This window comes from Acidiluteibacter sp. (genome assembly GCF_055129545.1).
In genome coordinates this window covers 1-22115 of the sequence record NZ_JBSRUB010000030.1, presented here as the reverse complement: position 1 = coordinate 22115, position 22115 = coordinate 1, and the positions used below count along the sequence as shown (strand labels likewise).

The window sequence follows — 22115 nt, the reverse complement described above, 5'->3', positions numbered from 1 at the left end:
AAATTGGTTTGAATATATTTGTTTTCTATTCAAAATAGTTTAAATGCGAAACGTCCAACTAAGTTTATTGTGTGTCATTTTATTTGCTTGTAATCCCGCTAAAAAGGCGAGCAAGCCGCCTAAAGAAATTAAAGAATCAACTGCGACTTCTAAACCAACAGATTACTACGAAGACAACTTTCTGCGATACGAGGATCATGTTTACAAAGACAATGTTAAATCGGTAAAGCTTTTTCAGAAAGACGATCAGATGTCTTATCCAATTTTATTTATGAGAGCAAATGGGCAATTAACATTGAGTTTTGATGTGTTGGGCAAGAAGTTTGAAACTTATAATTACAGCTTTGTGCACTGCAATGCGAATTGGGAACCGTCCATATTAATTCAACCAGAATACATGAGTGGATTTGCAAGTGGTTTTATAGAAGATTATAAATTTTCCTTCAATACCACTCAGCCCTATATCAATTATCAACTTAACTTCCCCAATGCAAATTTTAACTTTATAAAATCAGGGAACTATTTATTAAAAGTGTACACCAATGGAAATGAAGAAGATATTTTATTGACCAAACAGTTTTATATTGTAGACAATAAGGTAGAGGTTGTCGCGAATGTAAAAGCAGCTACATTGGCTCGTTATAGAGATTTTAAACATGAAGTTGACTTTTCCATATTCCATCCAAACTACACCATCAATGATCCATACCAAGATTTAAATATCGTTGTTCGCCAAAACTTCAGGTGGGACAACGCCATCACAGGACTTAAACCACTTTACATGAAAGGTGGAGAATTGGATTATAATTACGAGGATAAAAATTTGTTTTGGGCCGGTAATGAGTTCCGAAACTTCGACATTAAAGACTTGCGCTACCAATCGATCAATGTGGAAGACATCGTTTATGAAGAGGACAACAAAAACCATGTTTACCTGCTTCAAGAAAACTCCCGAGCGTCCATTCGTTATTTAACTGCTCAAGATTTGAATGGTCAGTTCTTGATAAAGCGAGACGACAGCAGAGACAGCTTCAATGAAGCCGATTATGCAAAAGTTCATTTTAATTTAAAGATGGATCAACCATTAGCTAATGGAAATCTATACGTTTTCGGTCGATTAACCAATTGGGAGTTTGATGAAGAGTTTAAAATGCAATACGATTACGAAAATAAAGCCTACAAAGCCTCCCCATTTCTAAAGCAAGGATATTACAACTATTTATATGTGTTTTTGCCAGATGGCGAAAAAGAAGGTGACGTATTTACCGTTGAAGGTTCTCATTTTGAAACTCAAAACGATTATTACATCTTCGTTTATCACCGCCCTCAAGGAACGGTATATGACCAATTAATTAGTTTGTATTTTAATTAATGATTATTTCGCTAAATTTGAGTGTCATCCAAAACTAGAAGTTATGGTAAGCAAGTTAACCAACAATATAAAAATCAGTACCATTACCCGATTTAATTCAGAGCAATCTGTTCCATTAAATGCGGTGTATTACTTTGATTATTTTATAACGATTGAGAACAATTCAGATCAACCTTTTCAATTGTTGCGGCGGCATTGGGACATTTTAGATTCCAATGGTCAGCAATATTCGGTAGATGGAGAAGGTGTTGTTGGACAACAACCCATTATTTTACCTTCTGAGAAATACACCTATCAATCTGCTTGCAGGCTGCATTCAGATGTGGGTATGATGAAAGGAAAATATTTATTCAAAAACTTGAAAGAAGAAAACCTTTTTGAAGTGGATATCGATCCATTTCGATTCATTACTCCTTATCGATTGAATTGAGGTTATTTTAAGAGTTTATTCACAAAAAAAAGGCTACATCAACTAATGCAGCCTTTCTATTTTTATATAGTTTACTCTTATTTCTTATACCGACTTAGCTATTAAATCCTCCAAATGGCAGCATGTTATTGCATCACTATTTGTTTACAGTATGTCGGCATTCACCAAATATACCTTTAACAAGGTTATTTGGCAGAAAATGCTTCATGTGTTGCTTTCAAAATAGCAAAAGCACCTTCAGTCGTTTTTGATTCAGCATACGTTCTCAATACTGGCTCAGTACCAGAAGGACGAATCATCACCCATTCGTCATTCGCGAAGTAAAACTTAAAACCATCGATGTCTTCTACTTTCTCCACTTTGTAATTACCAAAGCTTTTGTATTTTCCATCGATACAATTTTGCATAATTCTTACTTTGTCGCTTTCTTCTAAATGCAAATCAATTCGTTCAAATTTGAAAGCACCAACGATTTTATACACTTCGTCGATCAAATCATCCAATGATTTGCCAGACTTCACCATGTATTCCCAAATCACTAGTCCCATCCAAATCCCGTCTCTTTCCGGAATGTGACCTTTAATAGCAATTCCGCCCGATTCTTCTCCACCAACCAATACATCTTCAGAAACCATGTGGCCCGCAATGTATTTAAACCCAATTTTAGTGACTTGGTATTCTAGTCCTAAAGCATCGCATAACTTTTTCACTTTTGGTGAAACTGAAAATGCGTTCACCACTTTACCCGTCATTTTCTTTTCTTTGGCCAGGTAATACGTCAGCAACAAAATGATGTGATGAGAATCAATAAACTCTCCCCTTGAGTTATACAATCCAATTCGATCAGCATCACCATCCACTGCTAAACCACAGTCTAAATCACCTTCAGCTAATTGCAACAATTCAGAAAACTCAGTTAAGTTTCTGTGAATAGGCTCAGGCGCTTGACCTTCAAAACCAGGATTGTAATCGCAATGCATAAAGGTGATGTCTGGTAATAATCGTCGCATCACATCTTGTCCTGCTCCGAACATGGCATCAAATGCAAAATGCATGTCAGTATTTCGAATGGCTTCCATATCGAAATTCGCTTCCACGTGATCTACATACATTGTTTCTAAATCAATGTACTCTACTTTTCCTTTTTTCTCTAAATCTTCCCATCGGATAGCATCTAAATCAATGGTGTTTTCATCGGGGATTAAATCTTCTACTTCTTGCACTTGTGCAGGCAATAATGGACCACCGAAATGTCCTTTCAACTTAAATCCATTGTAAGAAGGCGGGTTATGTGAAGCAGTAATTACCACTCCTAAACTTGCTTTCATTTTTAATGTTCCTAAGGAAACCATCGGAGTTGAAACAAATCCTTTTGCGATGTAAACCTTTACACCAGAATCAGCCAATACTTTTGCTGTAGTTTCGGCGAACAATTCACCTGCAAATCTACAATCGTGGCCAATTACCACTGAAGGATTTTCAAAATTCAATTTCAACCAATTGGCTGTTCCTATGCTCACACGAGCTACATTTTCTACCGTATAATCTTTAGCAATAATTGCTCTCCAACCATCCGTTCCAAACTTAATTTTTGTCATAATAATATATCTAAATATCTAATTTTCATCTATTTTCTCAAGCGGCGACAAATATACAAAATTATCGATTTATCCGTCTACGGCTAAGTTCCCTTTGATACTCCCTTGCATACACATTGTGCTGCGCCAAATTGGTCGCAAAATTATGGTAAGAAGTAAAGTCTGCTTTGGCGCACATGTATAAATAGTTGTGCTTTTCAGCATTCAATACGGCATCAATGGAAGAAATCTCAGGAACGTTTATCGGCCCAGGAGGTAATCCAGCATATAAATAGGTATTGTACTTTGAATCAATCGCCATGTCTTTATTCAGCACTCGTTTAATCGTAAAATCACCAATTGCGAATATTAAAGTTGGATCCGATTGTAATCGCATTCCCAACTTTAGTCGATTTAAATACAATCCAGCTATTCTTGGTCGCTCATCCGGACGCATCAATTGTTCTGCTTGAACAACCGAAGCCAGTGTAGACACTTCGGATTGTTTCATTCCCAAGGCATTTGCTTTAGCCATTCGGCTTTCGTTCCAGAAGTTCTTGTACTCTTTCGCCATTCGTTTTATAAAACCTTCAGCAGTCGTGTTCCAATAAAATTCATAAGAATTAGGAATGAAGAGACTTATAAAGGTTTGACTATTGAATCCATAACTTTTAGCCAATTCATCGCTATTCAACAATGTTAAAATTTCAGATTCTGTCGCTTCGATATAGGTTGCTACTTTAGCTGCCAATTCTTTTTTCGTTCTAACATTATTAAATGTCAACTGAATGGGCTCTTGAATTCCAGATCGCAATAAATCCACCAATTCATTATTGTTCATTTTGCGCTCTATTTTATAACGACCTGGATAAACGTGTTTGTTGTAATTTTTCTTTTCAGCGACCCACTTAAAACTAGCCGTATCTTCTACTATTTGTTGATTGTACAAACTTTCCTGAACATCTGAAAGCCCAGAACCTGTCTTTATATATAGGTAAGTCGTTTCCTTAACTTTCACATTGGGCATGAATACTTTCTCATAAATAATCATACCTATGACCACTCCTATCACTATAAAAATCGCTAAAGCGATAAAAATGGCCTTTTTAACAGCACTTCCTTTTTTCTTCATAATTTCTTTTGATACATTGCTTCATCTACCCACTCCCCTTGAATCAACTGCCAATCTTTCTTCACCCCTATTAACTCAAATCCCGATTGCTCAAACAATTTTAGGCTTGCTTTATTGTCTAGCATTATATTGCAAAAAAGCTGGTGCAAATTCAACGTATTCTTTGCATAAGCAGACAACGCGGCTAACGCACTTTTTCCATACCCTTTGCCTTTGTCGTTTTCATCTGCGATCAATATTCCCACACCAGCTCTCCGACTCAACACATCGTATTCAAATAAATCCACACAACCGATGCATCGATTCGAATCCTTGAGCGAAATCATCAAACGCAATTGCTTATTGGTGAAGATATCTTGAGGAGAAGCAATGAACTGCGTCAACGTATATTTCGAAAATGGGGCAAGCGTTCCACTTACAGGCCAATTGTCTGGGTTATTTTCCCACTGAAAAAGCAACTCCAAATCTTGGGGCTCCATGGCTCTTAACACAACTTTCGGAAATTCTTCCATACTGCAAAAGTATTAAAATACAATTACCGTCTATTTATTTTGGTTCCATTAACTTTGTCATCTTCCATTATTGAAAGTATAAAATGAGAATTGACATCATTACCGTTTTACCTGAATTAGTAGAGAGCCCTTTTTCTGCTTCCATTTTAAAGCGCGCACAAGAGAAAGGATTGGTAGAAATTCATTTGCACGATTTGAGAGATTACTCTGAAAAGAAATTCAAGCAAGTGGATGACTACGCCTATGGTGGTGGAGCCGGAATGGTGATGTCCATTGTTCCATTTTCAAAATGCATTGAACAATTGAAATCGGAAAGAAGTTACGATGAAATAATTTTCATGACCCCTGATGGTTTGCGACTGAATCAACAACTAGCCAATCAACTTTCTTTAAAAGGCAATTTAATGATTTTGGCAGGCCATTATAAAGGAATCGATCAACGAATTCGGGATCATTACGTGACTTTAGAGATTTCCATTGGTGATTATGTGCTTTCAGGTGGCGAATTACCAGCAGCAGTATTGTCTGATGCCATCATTAGATTGTTGCCTGGCGTTTTGAATGATGAGACCTCTGCTTTGAGCGATTCTTTCCAAGATAATCTGTTGGCTCCTCCAGTTTATACACGTCCAGCTGACTTCAATGGGCTAAAAGTGCCTGAAATTTTGCGTTCAGGAGACGATAAAAAGATAGAAGAATGGCGGCACGAGCAAGCAATGGAGCGAACTTTAACTCGACGTCCAGATTTATTGAAAAATAATTCATCAGAGTAGTTTGCAGATTTAATTTTAATAGCTACTTTTGCAGACCAATTTTATTAGAGGTAAAGTTTACAAGATATGAACGCAATACAATTTGTTGAAAACGATTTAAGCAGCAACAACAGCATCCCTAATTTTAGAGCAGGAGATACAATTGCTGTAGACTATAAGATTAAAGAAGGAAACAAGGAAAGAGTTCAAACTTTTCAAGGAGTAGTTCTTCAAAGAAGAAGCAGCGGAAACACTGAGACATTTACAGTAAGAAAAATGTCAGGTAGTGTTGGTGTAGAAAGAATTTTTGCTTGCAACTCACCTTTCATCGAAGGAATTAAAATTACCAAGAAAGGTCATGTAAGAAGAGCTCGTATTTTCTACTTGAGAGAATTAACAGGAAAATCTGCAAGAATCAAAGAAAAGATTATTGTAAAAAAATAAATAGATCAAATTGCTTGATTAAAAAAACCTTTGCTTGCAAGCAAAGGTTTTTTTTTGGTTAAAAACAAGAACCAAAATACCGTTCATCTGCTTGACAAGCAGTTTGTAAAATTTAATCCCTTGTTAATATTTGAACTATTACATTTGCGCTTTCAAAAATCAAACAATGAAATACCTTTCAATTGCCTTTCTTTTCTTGCTATCCTTCAACACATTTGCTCAAGAAAAATTCACGATCAGTGGAACCATAAAATCAGCCAGCAACGGTGAAGAGTTAATCGGTGCTTCTGTTTATTGCAAAGCCATTTCAATGGGAACCACTGCGAATGTTTACGGGTTTTACTCCCTGACATTGCCTAAGGGCGAATATGAAATCACTTATTCTTTTATTGGATTTGAAGATCAAGTTAAAACGATAGACTTCACTACCAACGGTCAATACAACATAGAATTAGTTGAACGAGCGAATGAAGTAGGCGAAGTAATAGTAACCGGTGAAAGAAGTGATGCCAATGTGACCAAAGTAGAGATGAGTGTCGCCAAAATGGATTCGAAACAAATCAAAAAGATTCCAGCACTTTTAGGTGAAGCTGATGTGATCAAAAGTGTTCAATTACTACCAGGAGTAAGCACCGTTGGGGAAGGTAGTACTGGTTTCAATGTTCGGGGTGGTGGAATCGACCAAAACTTGGTCATTTTAGATGAAGCACCGGTGTTTAACTCCTCTCACTTATTGGGATTTTTCTCTGTATTTAATCCAGATGCGGTCAAAAATGTCACTCTTATTAAAGGTGGAATTCCTTCTGAATATGGTGGTAGACTATCTTCCATATTGGATGTTAGAATGAATGAAGGAAACTCAAAAGAATTTGAAGGTTCGGGTGGTGTTGGTTTAATCTTTAGCCGATTAGCACTGCAAGGCCCTATCAAGAAAGACAAAGCGTCTTTTCTAATTGCAGGTCGCAGATCATATGCTGATATATTGGCAAAGCCATTTTTAAGAGATGATCTGAAAGACAGTAAGTTCTATTTTTATGATTTGACCGCAAAGGTTAATTACCAAATTAATGATAAGAACAGACTGTACCTTTCGGGATTTTTTGGACGAGATGTATTTGGAAGTGGGTTCTTTTTTGATTGGGGAAATGCCACTTCTACTTTGAGGTGGAATCATATTTTCAATGAGAAACTTTTCTTGAACTTATCGGCCTATTACAGCAATTACGATTACAAACTAGGAGTGAATATTCCAGAAGAACCATTGGATAATTTCGACTGGAACTCAAAAATAATAAACTACAGTGTGAAACCTGACTTCACCTATTTTATCAATAATAAGAATACACTAAAATTTGGAGGCCAAGCCATTTATTACGTTTTCAAACCGGCTGATGCTTCATTCACAACTGGTGGTGATGGAAGTTCGATAACACTTCCTGAAAAATATGCCATTGAAAATGCGCTTTACCTACAAAATGAACAAAAGATAGGATCAAGAATTACCTTACAATACGGGATTAGACTTTCTAATTTTGCTCAACTAGGTAAAGGAGAAGCGAGGTATTATCGAGATACCACAGCAGGGGTTCGGAAAGAATTGGATCGGATAGAAACCTACGACGATAATGAAGTAATTGCTTCATACATTAATCCTGAGCCTCGTTTTTCTATCAACTATTCGATTGATGAAGTAAGTTCTGTAAAAGGAAGCTACAATAGAATGGCGCAATACCTTCACTTAATTTCTAATACTGTAGCCTCAACTCCAGTTGACATTTGGTTGCCTACCAACAACAACTTAAAACCACAATTAGTGGATCAAGTGGCCGTTGGATACTTTAGAAATTTGAAGAAAAATACCTATGAAACCTCAGTAGAAGTCTTCTATAAAGATTTTCAAAATCAAATAGATTATATTGATAATGCAAATATATTCTTCAACCAAAACCTAGATGCAGATTTATTAAGTGGAGATGGCAGAGCCTATGGTTTGGAATTATATTTGAAAAAAGTAAAAGGACAGTTTAATGGATTTATCAGTTATACTCTTTCTAGAAGTGAAAGAAAGGTAGATGGCATTAACAACAATGAATGGTACGCTACAAGATTTGATAAAACCCACATTTTAAATGTAGTAGGAAGCTATGATTTATCGAAGAAATGGAGTTTTTCTGCAAACTTTGTATTGTCTTCAGGAACCCCAACTACATTTCCTACTAGTCGATACGAGGTGCAAGGTGCGGTAATTCCTCACAATTCTGAAGAAAGCAGAAATAATGTTCGAATTCCGGCTTATCATCGTTTGGATATTTCAGCAACTCTTAATTTGAATCCAGACAACACTAAAAAGTGGGATTCTGAACTAGTATTTTCAGTGTACAATTTGTACGCTAGAAAGAATCCGTTTAGCATATACTTTCAGCAAAACGAAGACGATAGACGACGAACAGAAGCTATACAATTCTCAGTTATAGGAACATTGGTTCCGGCTATTTCTTATAACTTTAATTTTTAAGACTATGAAATCAAAATTGATATTCCTATTGATTCTAAGTATCTCCCTTGTTTCTTGTGAAGATGTTGTAGACATCAATTTACAAGATGGAGAAACACTTTACGTTGCTGACGCCTTTATAACGAATGAGAGTCGTGAGCAATTTATTCGATTAACAACTACGGCTTCTTACTTTGATAATAGTCAACCGCCTTCTATAAAAGGAGCGAATGTTACTGTTTCTGGAAATGATGGGTCCTTATATAATTTTGTAGAACGTAACAATGGTTATTATGTATGGACACCGACTTTTACTGGCGAAAAGATTGATAGTATTGGAGTTACGTACACTATGAATTTGACTATTGGAAGTGAGTTTTTTACGGCTACTTCTGTATTAAACCCAGTACCTCCTGTTGATAGCATTGCATTTGAATTTGACGATGCCCCTAAAGAAGATGAAGATGATGGATATACTGCCGAATTTTTCGCAACTGATATCCCTAACCGAACTGATTTTTATTGGATAAAAGCTTATCAAAATGGAAAAAGAGTTGGTGGTGATGGCACCTTTTATTTGACTGATAAAGATGCAGCATTTGGTGATTTAGCGGATGACGGTAAACTCTTTATATTTCCTCTTCGAGTTTTTACAATCAACGAAAATGATACTTACTATCAACTAAATGATAGTATCCGAGTGGAACTATTGAGTATTAATGAGGAAATTCATGAGTTTTTAGAGGCTGTTTCCGTTCAAACGAACAATGGTGGGTTATTTGCCACTCCACCTGCCAATGTTTATGGAAACATCAGAGATGCGAATAATCAACCACAAAAGAAAATGTTGGGTGCTTTTAGCATTTCAGCTATTTCTAAAAGAAGCGCTATTGTAACACCTTAAAAAAAGGTTGTAGCATTCTATTTTGCATTTCTTATCAAAGCCAAAGAACGCTTAACATGTTCTACATCATCAAACATAGCATTAAAAACCATTGCTATTACTCCTTTTGGATTGATCACAAAAGTAATGCGAGATGGTATGAGTCCAAATAGTGATTTAGCCCCATACTCTTTTCTGACTACCTCATCTTCATCACTTAATAAGATAAATGGCAAATTGTGTTTCTCCACAAATTTAGTATGACTGATACGGTCGTCTGAACTAATTCCAATTACAATGGCGCCCTCGTCTTTAAAATCCTCAAATTGGTCTCTAAAGGCGCAGGCCTGTTTGGTACAGCCAGGGGTATCATCTTTGGGGTAGAAATAAATAACCACCCATTCTCCTTTAAAATCAGACAATTGATGAATAATTCCATGTTGGTCAGATAATGAAAAATCTGGAGCCATCGCACCTACTTTCAAAGTTGCCATAATTCTAATTTCTAGTTAATTCCAATCGCAATAAATTCAGCGCTCCAATAGCAGATCGATGAATATTTCGGCCTCTATTTTTCTCCAATTTAAGCAGTTTTGATATGACTCTTCCATCAGGAGTTGCCAAAGCAATCCAAACAGTACCTACTGGTTTTTCTTCTGAACCGCCGTCAGGACCCGCAACTCCAGAAGTCGCCAACGCATAATCTACATTCAATCGTTTTTTAAGCCCTTTTGCCATTTGTTCTACTACTTCCTGACTTACAGCTCCGTATTTTAGAAGATCAATGGCCTTTACTGACAATTCCTTTATTTTAATTTCATTGGTATATGAAATTAAACTACCTAAATAATAACTAGAGCTTCCAGGAATCGAAGTAATCAAATGAGACAAATATCCACCGGTGCAACTTTCTGCAGTTCCCAAAGTAGCTTCAGCGTTCCTTAATAAACCTCCAATTGCTGCTTCTAATGGTTCATCATCATACCCGTATATATACTCAGGAATTATTTGCAATAATTCCATTACTTTCCGGTCTATTCTTTCTTGCGCATTTACTTTATCATTAGAAATAATGCTTAGTCGAATTTTCACAATTCCACTTGATGGCAAGTATGCGATATGGATACCTTCTGCATCCAAGGTATTTTCCCAGTCTTTGATTCGGTCGGCTAAAAATGATTCTCCGGCTCCTGAAGTCATCACTGTTTTATGAATCACATTAGGAGTAGTGAATGTTTCTTGAATTTTATCCAAAACTCCGTTTTGCATTAAATACTCCATCTCATATGGCACGCCTGGTAACGAAACGACCACTTTTCCATTACGCTCAAACCACATTCCACTGGCGGTTCCAATTTTATTTGGAATAATGTGACAATCTTTCGGTAGATCAGCTTGAATTAAATTAACCTCCAAAATGGGCAAGCCCCTGCTTTCAAAAATATCTTTAATAAAATCTCGTATTTCAGGATAAGTTATTAATTCAGTATTGAAGTATTCCGTTAAGGTTAGTTTTGTGATGTCATCTCGTGTAGGACCTAATCCTCCAGTTGTAATCACCAAGTCACTCCTAGACTGAGCCTCTTGAACGGCTGCAACTATTTCTGCTTTAGTATCACTGATTGAAGTAATTCTTCTAACTGAAACTCCAATCAGATTCAATGCTTTCCCCATATAGGCAGAATTGCTATCTATAGTCTGCCCGATTAAAATTTCATCACCAATAGTAATAATCTCTGCTGTCATGTTTGAAAATAAAAAAAGGGGGCATCGCCCCCTTTGAGTTCTTTATAATATTAAAGTCCAAATGGACGATAATCTCCTCCTAAATTTCTTTGAGAGAATGATTGCACAATTCCCAATGGAGTAATTCCCAGAACTGGAATTCTAGAGTGATTCACAATACGCTGTGCATATTGACCAATGAACAACCCCGTAGATGCTTCTTGCTCTGTCATTATAATAATTAGGTCAGCCTTTTCCTTTTTCGCTTCTTCCAAAGTCATTTCAGCGATATCATCACCGTAGATAAAATCGGATGAATATCGAACACCATGATTGGCGAGGTGTTCTTCGGTCTGTTGAACTTTTAAATTAAAAATGTTCTTTTCTTCTTCGTGGTTTGGAGTGATTAGCGCTCGAATCAATATTTCTGAATCAAATGCTTTGGCCATGGCTACGGCATATCTTACTTTGTCTCTTGTATGCGGTGAACTATCTAGTGGCAACATTATTTTCTTTGCACCTAAACTTTTAGCATGTGACTGTACTGTCAATACAGGACACATTGCTGCTGTAAAAACTCTGTATGCATTGCTTCCCATAAAGAATTCTTGGAAACCACTCACTCCATGAGTCCCCATCATTATTAAATCGACTTCTAACTCATGAGCTGTATCAACTATCTGACTAGCTACATTTCCTTCAGCAAGGACTACTTCATAATCAACTCCAGTATCTGCTTTAAACTTATTCCCAATTTCATTCATTTTAGATGAAATTTCATCTCTTAACACTACACCATCACCTTCGCCGGTAATACTTGGTAAAACATTACTATAGGAGCCTGACTTTAAAACATGAATCAAAACAACTTTCGAATCTTCAATCTTTGCTAAATTCGTCGCATGCTCTAAGGCTAACATTGAAGTTTCGGAAAAATCTAATGGTATTAATATTTTTTTAATGACAACTTGGCTTTCCATATTTTTTGTTTTATTAAGATAGTATTTGATTACCTACCAAAGATAGTAAGAAGCATTTACCCATAAAACTGTTTATTTCTTTTTCTTTGCAGTAATTAGACATTTTTAATAAGAATAGATGAAAAAGTTAGCTCCTTCCGAATTGGTGTTGAATCCTGATGGTTCTGTTTATCACTTAAAATTAAAACCAGAAAATATTGGAAAAAAAATAATTGTAGTTGGTGACCCCGGACGAGTGGCTTTAATTTCTTCTTTCTTCGATTCCATCGAATGTAAAATATCCAACCGTGAATTTGTAACACATACAGGGATATTTAATGGCGAACGAGTTTCTGCAATTGCTACAGGAATTGGCACCGACAATATTGACATTGTTTTGAACGAATTGGATGCATTGGTAAATATTGACTTAGGCAACAGAACGGTTAAGCAAGAATTAACTTCTTTAGAAATTGTACGAATAGGTACTTGTGGAGCCATGCAAAGAGAATTACCAGTAGACTCCTTTGTAATGAGTAAATATGGGTTAGGAATGGATGGACTTTTAAATTTCTATCAATTTGAGCCGACTTCAGAAGAATCAATTTTATTGAATGAAATTTTAAAACAGACCAACTACAGCCCTAAGATTACTAAACCCTACTTAGTAAAAGGTTCCGAACTACTAATTAATAAGTTAGGCAAAGGAATTAGCAATGGAATTACGGCTACAGCACCCGGATTTTATGGCCCACAAGGTCGAGTTCTACGCCTAGAATTGAACGATCCAACCTTAAATGATAAGTTCTCTGCATTTAAATATGAAGGAGAAAAGGTGGTAAATTTCGAGATGGAAACCTCTGCTTTGTATGGTCTTAGTCGATTATTAGGACACGAAGCTTGCACCTTATGTGTAATAGTAGCCAATAGATTAGCCAACGAATTCAGTAAAGATTACCATCCAGCAATGACTGAGCTAGTTCAGTTAGTATTGGCTCGATTAACATCTAAAGGTTAATAAATCAGAAAATCACGACGGTTTCTGCTTTAAAAGGGTTGTATTTTTGTTGCGATGCACTCAGAAACTAAAATTAAAGCACTTATAGAATTATTAGACGACCCTGATGAGTTTGTATTCTCTCAAGTTGAGCAAGAATTAAAACTGATCGGAAATGATGTTGTGCCGATTTTAGAATATGCCTGGGGTAATTCCTTCAATAATATATTACAACAACGGATTGAAAATTTGATTCATCAAATTCAATTTGATCGAGTTCAAAAAGATCTTGCCCAATGGAAAAATAGCCAAGGAAAAGATTTACTGGATGGAGCCTTAATTATAGCACGCTATCAATATCCAGATTTAGACGTTGGAGAAGTTGAACGTTTTTTTGAACAATTGGTGAAAGAAGTCTGGTTAGAATTAAATCCCAATTACACAGCTTTAGAAAAGGCTAAAATCATTGGACGGGTTATTTTTGAAATTTATGGATTTTCAGGAAATAAAAAGAACTTCCATTCTCCTCAGAACAGCTTCATCAATCATGTAATAGAAAGTAAAAAAGGCAACCCCATCTCTTTGTCTTTGATCTATCTAATTATCGCAAAAGAACTTAAAATTCCAATTTACGGAGTTAACCTTCCTGAACATTTCGTGCTAGCCTACACCATTCTTCCTGAAGACTTTGTAGATGAGTTTTTACAAGAAGATGTTCTTTTTTATGTCAACCCATTCAATGGTGGAACCATATTTAATGAAGAAGAAATCAAGACCTTTCTTTCTCAGCTAAAAATTGAAGAAGATGAATCGTATTTCCTACCATGCACCAACCAAATAGTCATTGAACGATTGCTCAACAACCTTATTTTCTGTTTTGGAAAAGCAGGTGTAATGGACAAAGTAGAAGAGTTAAAAACCCTCCTAAATATCATTAAAGATTAGCGCTTTACCAACTTATTATCATAAGCAAATTTGACTAAAGAGATAGAGTTTTTTACTCTTGCCTTCTGAAATAAATTTCTTCTGTGTGTCTCCACAGTTCTTTTAGAAATATCCAATTCTAACGAAATGTCATGACTTGTGTATCCTTTTACAATAAACCCAATAATCTGTAATTCTCTTTTTGTAAAAGCTGCATCATCATTTTCGTTTACAAATACGGAATCAGAATTTCCAGAAATTAAATTATCGATTAACTTAACAGAAACAGAATTATTTAGATATTTCCCACCTTTATATACCGTTTCAATTCCTTTAATTAATTCTGCCTTACCACTTTCTTTTAACATATAACCTTTTGCGCCAATCTGAAGCATATTTAATATATATGCTTCTTCATTGTGCATGGTAAGTGCAATTATTTTTAAGTCCGGCTTCAATTTCAACAATTCTTCTGTTGCCTCGATACCATTCATTTCGGGCATTTGTATGTCCATTAAAACCACATCCACATCTAACTCTAATATTCTTTGAATCCCTTCTTCTGCGCTAGCCGCCTCTCCTACCACATCAATAGAAGGTGTAGTACCAATTAAAGCCTTTAATCCATCACGAATAATATCGTGATCATCCACTAAAAATATTCTAATTCTCTTTTTCATCTATATTTCTGTTTATTGGCAAATACAACGTATAGGAGCATCCTTTATTTTCAGCAGCTTCAATTATAAACTGTCCACCCAAAAAGACCACTCTCGATTTTATATTTTGTATTCCAATACCTGTTTTTTTATTCGATTCTAATTTTTCCAAATTAAAACCAATTCCATTGTCTTTATATTTTACAAATAATAAACTATCAGTCATTAGTTTGATCCGAATATCGATGTTGGAAGCATTTGAGTGTTTCAATGAATTGTTAAATAATTCTTGAACAATTCTATACACTCCAATCTCCAAATCTAATCCAAATCTTTCTTTAGAAACTTCATTCTCAACCTTGATTGTAATTTCATTCAGGTTAAAAAAACTTCGAATCATTTCATTTATTGCATCAGTCAACCCATATCTTTTTAGGGTATTTGACATCAAGCTATGGGATATATTCCGTGTTTCATGAATCGCATTCATTAATAAGTCTACCGATTTCTCATGCAATTGTCCAACCTTTGAGTCTTCCAATAAATCACCTTTCATCGCTAATAAATTCATCTTCGCAGCCAGTATTTTTTGACCTAGACCATCATGTAAATCTTGTGCAAAACGACTTCGCTCTGATTCTTGAGTACTAATAATGGCACTCATCAATAACTCATTTGACTTTCTTCTTTCAGTAATGTCCTGAACTATCCCAACAAAAATTGTTTTGTTTAGGTCTTCATCATATACAGGTATTGAAACCATACTGTTCCAATACTCTTCACCATTCACTTTTTTACATAAAAAGATTCCTTCGAAACGCGTTTTGTGCTTAATGCTATCGATATATTTTTTTTCTATTTTTTTCTGAGATTCGCCCACAAAAAACAAACTGCTATATGGTTCGTCAAACAAACTTATTTCTCCTCCTAATATCTGAGAAGAATTGAATCCAGTAATATCATAGTAGGCATTGTTTGCATATAAGAAATATTGATTCTCATAATCGATTACATATGTTCCTATGGGAGAGTTTTCAATTGCTTTATTCTTCAAACTCAATTCAAACTCTTTTCCTAATCGATCAGTATCGTCACGAACTATTAATATCAAATCTTTTCGAGAATTAAGAATTAAAGTCCCCTTAAAAAATAACACTAATCCCTCGGCATCCTTTGCTAAACTAAGGTGTTCTATATTTCCAGAGCTTCTCACTCTATCAAATGCTTGATGAATGAGATCAGTATATTCAGAATCAAAAATACTTGCAAAGGGCTTTCCTATCACCTTATCAGTAGTTAAAAGGTCATTTACGCCTATTTGCTCTACCACGACTCCTAAATCGTCTATTGTAAAGATCAATTCAAAGGTTGATTCAGCTGTAAATTGTTTATCAGAGATTCTTCTTCGTTCTCGCTTTTTTACGACCCTAGTGCTACATACAATTATATATTCTTGGAACTGAACAGGAATAAAAAAAAGGTTTATTCCATTTACTTCTTTCACATCAAAAACACCATTGAAAGTCCTATCAACAAAATCTCGCAACACTGCCTTGCAACCTAAGAGCGAATCTTTCTCTTCATCAGAATCAAAAAAGGCCTTGTAAATCGGAAAGTATTCAAAATCTAACCTATTGCTACTAACTATTGATAAATCAGGATCTACAATGACATAATTATAGCCACTTAGCTTAATCACTAAATCATTTAGGTTCCGATTTCCAATAAGTAAACTATCCATTTATCGCTTATAAAAACACGAAATTAAACATTCCTTTTTGTAAGAATTAGCGTGCCGAAGAATTCATTGTAAATTTCAAAAAACTTATCTTGGCAGATTGAATTAAATCACTTTTATAAAATGGAAAAATCAGTATTGATTACCAATGATGCAGTTATTTTAGGAATATTAATGATTATTCTAGCTGTCGTTTTTGTGACTTCAAGCAGCAAAAACAAAACACTACAACGATTCTATACAGTAATCCCTGCGTTATTGTTGTGCTATTTTATTCCAAGTCTGTTGAATACTTTCGGGATTATTGATGCTGAGGCTTCCAATCTTTATTTTGTTGCTTCTCGGTATTTATTACCAGCAAGTTTAGTCTTGCTCTGTTTGAGTATTGACATTAAAGGAATTTTAAAACTAGGTCCTAAAGCCATCATTATGTTTCTAACAGGAACTTTGGGAATTATTTTAGGAGGACCTATTGCCATTTTAATCTTATCCGTATTTTCTCCCGACCTTGTTGGTGGTGCAGGCCCTGACGAAGTATGGAGAGGACTCTCTACTATTGCAGGAAGCTGGATTGGTGGCGGAGCCAACCAAACTGCTATGAAAGAAATATACCAACCAAGTGATGAATTGTTTTCTGCAATGGTAACTGTGGATGTAATTGTTGCTAACATTTGGATGGCATTCCTACTATATGGTGCCGGAATTTCTGCGAGAGTGGATCGATTTTTCAAAGCAGATTCTTCAGCCATTACTGAAGTAAAGAAAAGTATTGAAGACTACAGACTGAGTGTAAACAGAAATCCTAGTGTTTCTGACATGTTTGCCATCATCGCCATCGGATTTGGTGGAACTGCATTGGCACACTTTGGTTCTGATTTAATCACTCCCTTTATGGAGCAACATCAAGCCACTTTAGATGCTTATCGATTAAGTTCTTTAGCTAGTGGATTTTTCTGGTTGGTTATCATCGCTACAGTTGCAGGATTAGCATTGAGTTTTACAAAACTAAAATCATACGAAGGCGCAGGTGCTTCTAAATTTGGAAGTGTATTCTTATATGTATTGGTAGCTACTATTGGTATGCAAATGGATGTGACGGCTATCTTCGAAAATCTTGGCTATTTTGCCATCGGACTCGTTTGGATGTTGGTGCACGTCATCATTCTTTTGGTTGTTGCCAAATTAATAAAAGCTCCGTTCTTCTTTGTAGCAGTCGGTAGTCAAGCGAATGTTGGTGGTGCAGCTTCTGCTCCTATTGTAGCTTCAGCTTTTAGTTCTTCTCTTGCTCCTGTCGGTGTTTTACTGGCGGTATTTGGTTACGCAGTAGGTACTTTCGGAGCAATTATCTGTGCTCAATTAATGCAAGTAGTAAGTCCTTAAAAATTAATAAATATGAAAACAGTAGGAAAAATTTTCGCAAGCGCATTAGCAGTAATTCTATCCGCTTATATTTTACCAGGCGTCCATATCGACGGTTTCATTACTGCCATTATCGTAGCCGTTGTATTGGCCTTGGTCAACTTCTTTGTAAAACCATTACTTATCATCATTACGATTCCAGTTACCATTCTAACCCTTGGATTGTTCTTATTGGCAATCAATGCCTTTATGATTCTAATGGTAGATAGTTTTATAGATGGATTTGCAGTGGATGGATTTTGGTGGGCTTTAATTTACAGTTTAGTATTGTCTATAGTAAGCTCCATCTTTGGTATAAATGATAAAAAAGAAAAACAATGATAAAGTATACTGACCCAATGTTTAAAGCCGAAGAATTGGCTGGAAAAACGATTATAGTTACTGGTGGAGGAACCGGCTTGGGCCGATCTATGACTGCATACTTTTTGAAACTCGGAGCAAATGTGGTCATCTGTAGTCGGAAAGATGAAGTGATCCAACAAACAGCGAAAGAACTGAAAGAAGAAACTGGTGGAAATATTCTAGCAGTAGCTTGTGATGTAAGAAAGCCATTGGAAGTGGACGAAGTTTTGAAACAATCTATCGCTGAATTTGGAAGTATAGACGGTTTAGTGAATAATGCAGCAGGAAATTTCATCAGTCCTACTGAACGACTTTCTCCAAAAGCATTCGATGTGATTGTGGATATCGTGCTGAAAGGAAGTTACAATTTCTCATTGGCTTTAGGAAAGTATTGGATCGATCAAAAAATAAAAGGGGTAATGCTAAACATCGTTACCACTTATGCTTGGACTGGTTCTGGATACGTGGTTCCTTCTGCATGTGCGAAAGCTGGTGTTTTAGCTTTGACGAGATCCTTAGCTGCGGAATGGTCTAAATACGGCATTCGTACCAATGCCATTGCCCCTGGACCGTTTCCAACAGAAGGTGCTTTTTCTAGATTATTCCCAGAAAGCGTGTTGAAAGATATTGATCCCTTGCAGCGAATTCCTGCGAAGCGATTTGGTGAACACCAAGAATTAGCCAACTTAGCCGCTTATTTAATGTCTGAGTATTCTGCTTATGTAAACGGAGAAGTAATGACGATAGATGCTGGAGAATGGCTGTATAATGCCGGTGAATTCACATTGATGGATAAAGTACCTGCAGAGGCTTGGGACGAAGTAGAAAAACACGTTAGGGGTAAAAAATAGAAGGCTCCGCTACCAACAGAGCCTTCCTCAAACAAAAAACAAAGAAAAACCGAAACACTAAAACATCCCAATCAAAGTGATTTCGTTGTTTTCCTTAATTAACCTTAACTGCCCCATCTACGAAGTAAAACCCAGTTTGGATTTAAAAAAATTAAAATGACAACAGAAATTTCCTTTTTTCTACTTTGCTTTACCTCTTTCATCACCTTGATGAACCCAATTGGAATTATGCCAGTTTTTTTAACAATGACTAGTCAACTAGATCAAGAACAACGAACTAAAACGGCTCTAAAAGCTGTAATTGTCGCTTTTTTGAGTTTAGTTTTATTCGCCTTTAGTGGCCAAATATTATTTAAATTTTTTGGTATTTCTGTCAATAGTTTTCGTGTAGTTGGTGGAATTATATTCTTTATGATGGGTTATGACATGCTTCAAGCCAGATTAACGAAGATTAAAATCCATAAAAATGAAATCAGTGAATATGTAGATGATATTTCTGTTACGCCTCTTGCCATCCCTATGATTTGTGGCCCAGGAGCCATTACCAATGCCATTGTATTGATGGAAGATGCTGTGCAATTCCAGAACAAAGCAATAATGATCGGAACCATGTTATTAATCTGCATCATCATATTTGTGGTGTTGTGGGGCGCTTCTCAAATCACAAAATTCATTGGCCCAACCGGAAATAAAATCCTCATGCGTTTGATGGGTTTAATTGTAATGGTAATCGCTGTTGAATTCTTCTTCAGTGGATTGAAACCAATCTTAATCGACATTCTGAGAAGTGTTTAAAAGGTCGTCCATATTCAGGTTCATTGGAATTCTGTTATTTGCCTTGATTGGCTTGCTAGCATCTGAAATCAATTATGGAATTCTTCAATTAGAAGGTCAACTAAAAGTCATTGGTGCCTCCAAACCAATCAACGACTTTCTTGCTGATCCCAACTTTTCAGCTGATTTCAAACAGAAAATAAAATTCATACAAGAGGTTCGAGAGTTTGGAATAAATGAATTGGGAATGACTGATTCTAAAAATTACACGACGCTTTACGATCAAAAAGGAGAGCCTACTTTATGGGTAGTTACCGCAGCTCCAAGATTTGACTTAACGCCCTACGAATGGCGGTTTCCATTGGTTGGAGGTTTCCCATACAAAGGTTTCTTCAAAAAAGAATTGGTGCAAGCTGAAGCGAAGAAAATAAAGAACCTAGGTTATGATGTAGAAATAGATGTGGTTTCCGCATGGTCTACATTGGGTTGGTTTCCCGACCCTATTTTATCGACTAATCTTGAGAAAAGCAAAGGCGATTTGGCCAACCTCATCCTACACGAATTGACACACACCACCATCTATGTAAAGGATAGTGCAGAAATGAATGAGAACCTCGCTTCATTCATCGGGCATCAAGGCGCTGTAGCTTTCTTAAAACAATATCCTGGAGGAGATTCTTTGCTTTCTGACTACCTCAACAAAAGAAAGGATCGAGATTTATTCATTGACTTTATGAAAGAAGAGCTTGAGTTGTTAAAGTTGAATTATGAAAGCAGTGTCGGTTTGCCAATTAATGAACGACTTGCCTCAAAAGAACGACAAATAAAAAGCATTCGAACTGCTTTAAATCAGATTCAATTCGAGACTCCCAATGCATTTCAAAGTTTAAAAGATGGCAGTTATCCTTTGAACAATGCTTATTTCTCAGGATTTAATACCTACAATAAACAACAATCCAATTTCCAATCTATTTTTGAGACTGAATTTAACGGAAACTTACATTCATTTTTAAATTTCTTTAAAGAAAAATACCCTACTTTGTAATATGACAAAATCTACAGAAGCCGATTCTAAATACAATCATTTGGAGCAAATGAGCGTAAAAGAGCTATTGAACAGCATCAACAAAGAAGATAAAATAGTGCCTTATGCCATCGAAAAGGTGATGGATAAAATCGAGTTGGTCATCCATGCTGCGACTGAACGAATGAAAAAAGGTGGACGCTTGTTCTACATCGGAGCCGGCACTAGCGGACGATTAGGCATTGTAGATGCTTCCGAATGCCCGCCTACTTTTGGAGTGGCTCACGACAAAGTAATAGGAATAATCGCTGGTGGTGATTCTGCCATTCGAAAAGCTGTTGAGTTCGCAGAAGACGACAACAATCAAGCATGGGAAGATTTAAAATCACATGAAATCACTGAAGATGATGTAGTGATTGGAATTGCGGCCTCTGGCACTACCCCATATGTAATCGGTGGAGTAAAAAACGCTAAAGCCAACGGTATTTTTACTGCTTGTATCGTTTGTAATTCTGACTCTCCACTGGCTGCAGAAGTTGATGTTCCCATCGAGGTCATTGTAGGGCCTGAGTTTGTCACCGGAAGTACTCGAATGAAAGCTGGAACTGCACAAAAATTGGTCTTGAATATGATTTCTACTTCCGTGATGATTCAATTGGGACGAGTGAAAGGCAACAAAATGGTGGACATGCAACTGAGCAATAACAAACTCGTAAAAAGAGGTATTCAAATGCTGATGGGAGAATTGTCTATTTCGTATGAAGAAGCCAAAGAATTATTGGATAAGTACGGAAATGTTCGGAATGCGATAAATAATTTTTGAAGAAGAGGTTAGAAGCTAGAAGTCAGAGGCAAGAAGCTAGAGGGTAGAAGCTAGACGCAAGAAGCTAGAGGAGAGATGTTAGAAAAGTAAATTTTATAAGTGTATTGAACGATTATGTTAGTATCAAATGAATATCAATAAATTCAAACAAGTCTAACATCTAGCTTCTAACAGCGAAGCGGTCTAGCAGCGCAGCGATCTAACATCTTTTCCCGAACAAATCCCACTTCCAATAGTTGTATTCCCTAATTTTGAATTAAAAAGACCGCATTGCACACGATTGA

At 36.2% G+C, this 22115-nt stretch carries 22 protein-coding genes; 14 read left to right on the top strand and 8 right to left on the bottom strand.

Annotated elements, in window-relative coordinates; all coding sequences use genetic code 11:
• Positions 1–43 precede the first annotated feature (43 nt).
• Together ACTB0X_RS14830 and apaG are read left to right on the top strand one after the other, a co-directional pair.
• Positions 44–1372, top strand: coding sequence for a type IX secretion system plug protein (locus ACTB0X_RS14830; RefSeq protein ID WP_463025835.1), 1329 nt, complete (start codon positions 44–46; stop codon positions 1370–1372).
• A 43-nt stretch (positions 1373–1415) separates the two neighbouring features.
• Positions 1416–1802, top strand: a complete 387-nt coding sequence (apaG, locus tag ACTB0X_RS14825) for a Co2+/Mg2+ efflux protein ApaG (protein WP_463025834.1) — start codon at positions 1416–1418, stop codon at positions 1800–1802.
• A 185-nt stretch (positions 1803–1987) separates the two neighbouring features.
• On the opposite strand, the gene ACTB0X_RS14820 is transcribed toward apaG, so the two are convergent.
• The 3 genes from ACTB0X_RS14820 to ACTB0X_RS14810 form a co-directional block, all read right to left on the bottom strand.
• The gene (locus ACTB0X_RS14820) at positions 1988–3400 is read right to left on the bottom strand and encodes a phosphohexomutase domain-containing protein (RefSeq protein WP_463025833.1); all 1413 of its coding nucleotides are present in this window, start codon (positions 3398–3400) and stop codon (positions 1988–1990) included.
• Positions 3401–3461: 61 nt separating this feature from the next.
• On the bottom strand, positions 3462–4511 hold the full coding sequence (gene mltG / locus ACTB0X_RS14815; RefSeq protein WP_463025832.1) for an endolytic transglycosylase MltG: 1050 nt from the start codon (positions 4509–4511) through the stop codon (positions 3462–3464).
• Positions 4508–5023 carry a GNAT family N-acetyltransferase gene (locus ACTB0X_RS14810; RefSeq protein WP_463025831.1) on the bottom strand — a complete coding sequence of 172 codons (516 nt, stop codon included), beginning with the start codon at positions 5021–5023 and terminating at the stop codon, positions 4508–4510. The genes mltG and ACTB0X_RS14810 overlap by 4 nt, the downstream gene beginning before the upstream one ends.
• Positions 5024–5106: 83 nt before the next feature.
• Here ACTB0X_RS14810 and trmD point away from each other — a divergent pair, with 83 nt between their 5' ends.
• The 4 genes from trmD to ACTB0X_RS14790 all read left to right on the top strand — a co-directional run bounded on the left by trmD (position 5107) and on the right by ACTB0X_RS14790 (position 9617).
• Positions 5107–5796 carry a tRNA (guanosine(37)-N1)-methyltransferase TrmD gene (gene trmD, locus ACTB0X_RS14805; protein WP_463025830.1) on the top strand — a complete coding sequence of 230 codons (690 nt, stop codon included), beginning with the start codon at positions 5107–5109 and terminating at the stop codon, positions 5794–5796.
• A gap of 66 nt (positions 5797–5862) precedes the next feature.
• The gene (gene rplS, locus ACTB0X_RS14800; RefSeq protein WP_463025829.1) at positions 5863–6219 is read left to right on the top strand and encodes a 50S ribosomal protein L19; all 357 of its coding nucleotides are present in this window, start codon (positions 5863–5865) and stop codon (positions 6217–6219) included.
• A gap of 166 nt (positions 6220–6385) precedes the next feature.
• Positions 6386–8734 (top strand): TonB-dependent receptor, encoded by a 2349-nt coding sequence (locus ACTB0X_RS14795; RefSeq protein WP_463025828.1) that lies wholly within the window; start codon positions 6386–6388, stop codon positions 8732–8734.
• 4 nt (positions 8735–8738) lie between these two features.
• Positions 8739–9617 carry a DUF4249 domain-containing protein gene (locus ACTB0X_RS14790; protein WP_463025827.1) on the top strand — a complete coding sequence of 293 codons (879 nt, stop codon included), beginning with the start codon at positions 8739–8741 and terminating at the stop codon, positions 9615–9617.
• Positions 9618–9634: 17 nt separating this feature from the next.
• Here the strand turns inward: ACTB0X_RS14790 and ACTB0X_RS14785 are convergent, their stop codons facing one another.
• From ACTB0X_RS14785 to ACTB0X_RS14775, 3 genes are read right to left on the bottom strand one after another with little or no spacing between them, the layout of a single operon-like run.
• Positions 9635–10090 (bottom strand): peroxiredoxin, encoded by a 456-nt coding sequence (locus tag ACTB0X_RS14785; RefSeq protein ID WP_463025826.1) that lies wholly within the window; start codon positions 10088–10090, stop codon positions 9635–9637.
• A gap of 4 nt (positions 10091–10094) precedes the next feature.
• Complete coding sequence (locus ACTB0X_RS14780; RefSeq protein WP_463025825.1) at positions 10095–11342, bottom strand: competence/damage-inducible protein A; 1248 nt, start codon at positions 11340–11342, stop codon at positions 10095–10097.
• 50 nt (positions 11343–11392) lie between these two features.
• On the bottom strand, positions 11393–12301 hold the full coding sequence (locus ACTB0X_RS14775; protein ID WP_463025824.1) for a universal stress protein: 909 nt from the start codon (positions 12299–12301) through the stop codon (positions 11393–11395).
• Positions 12302–12419: 118 nt separating this feature from the next.
• Here ACTB0X_RS14775 and ACTB0X_RS14770 point away from each other — a divergent pair, with 118 nt between their 5' ends.
• Together ACTB0X_RS14770 and ACTB0X_RS14765 are read left to right on the top strand one after the other, a co-directional pair.
• The gene (locus ACTB0X_RS14770; RefSeq protein WP_463025823.1) at positions 12420–13298 is read left to right on the top strand and encodes a nucleoside phosphorylase; all 879 of its coding nucleotides are present in this window, start codon (positions 12420–12422) and stop codon (positions 13296–13298) included.
• Positions 13299–13352: 54 nt separating this feature from the next.
• Positions 13353–14222, top strand: a complete 870-nt coding sequence (locus ACTB0X_RS14765; RefSeq protein WP_463025822.1) for a transglutaminase-like domain-containing protein — start codon at positions 13353–13355, stop codon at positions 14220–14222.
• On the opposite strand, the gene ACTB0X_RS14760 is transcribed toward ACTB0X_RS14765, so the two are convergent.
• Both ACTB0X_RS14760 and ACTB0X_RS14755 read right to left on the bottom strand, forming a co-directional pair.
• The gene (locus tag ACTB0X_RS14760; protein WP_463025821.1) at positions 14219–14881 is read right to left on the bottom strand and encodes a response regulator transcription factor; all 663 of its coding nucleotides are present in this window, start codon (positions 14879–14881) and stop codon (positions 14219–14221) included. The genes ACTB0X_RS14765 and ACTB0X_RS14760 overlap by 4 nt on opposite strands.
• A complete protein-coding gene (locus ACTB0X_RS14755) occupies positions 14865–16601 on the bottom strand; it encodes a PAS domain-containing sensor histidine kinase (protein WP_463025820.1) in 1737 nt (578 codons plus the stop codon). The genes ACTB0X_RS14760 and ACTB0X_RS14755 overlap by 17 nt, the downstream gene beginning before the upstream one ends.
• Before the next feature lie 120 nt (positions 16602–16721).
• Between ACTB0X_RS14755 and ACTB0X_RS14750 the strand changes: the two genes are divergently transcribed.
• The 6 genes from ACTB0X_RS14750 to murQ all read left to right on the top strand — a co-directional run bounded on the left by ACTB0X_RS14750 (position 16722) and on the right by murQ (position 21831).
• A complete protein-coding gene (locus ACTB0X_RS14750) occupies positions 16722–17978 on the top strand; it encodes a DUF819 family protein (protein WP_463025819.1) in 1257 nt (418 codons plus the stop codon).
• Between the two features lie 12 nt (positions 17979–17990).
• Positions 17991–18338, top strand: coding sequence for a phage holin family protein (locus ACTB0X_RS14745; RefSeq protein WP_463025818.1), 348 nt, complete (start codon positions 17991–17993; stop codon positions 18336–18338).
• Entirely contained in the window at positions 18338–19210 is an 873-nt protein-coding gene (locus ACTB0X_RS14740) for an SDR family oxidoreductase (protein ID WP_463025850.1), read from the top strand. Before ACTB0X_RS14745 ends, ACTB0X_RS14740 begins: the two co-directional genes overlap by 1 nt.
• 156 nt (positions 19211–19366) lie before the next feature.
• On the top strand, positions 19367–20005 hold the full coding sequence (locus ACTB0X_RS14735; RefSeq protein WP_463025817.1) for a MarC family protein: 639 nt from the start codon (positions 19367–19369) through the stop codon (positions 20003–20005).
• Between the two features lie 52 nt (positions 20006–20057).
• Positions 20058–21029 carry an aminopeptidase gene (locus ACTB0X_RS14730; protein WP_463025816.1) on the top strand — a complete coding sequence of 324 codons (972 nt, stop codon included), beginning with the start codon at positions 20058–20060 and terminating at the stop codon, positions 21027–21029.
• A 1-nt stretch (position 21030) separates the two neighbouring features.
• Entirely contained in the window at positions 21031–21831 is an 801-nt protein-coding gene (gene murQ, locus ACTB0X_RS14725) for an N-acetylmuramic acid 6-phosphate etherase (RefSeq protein ID WP_463025815.1), read from the top strand.
• Positions 21832–22115: the final 284 nt, after the last annotated feature.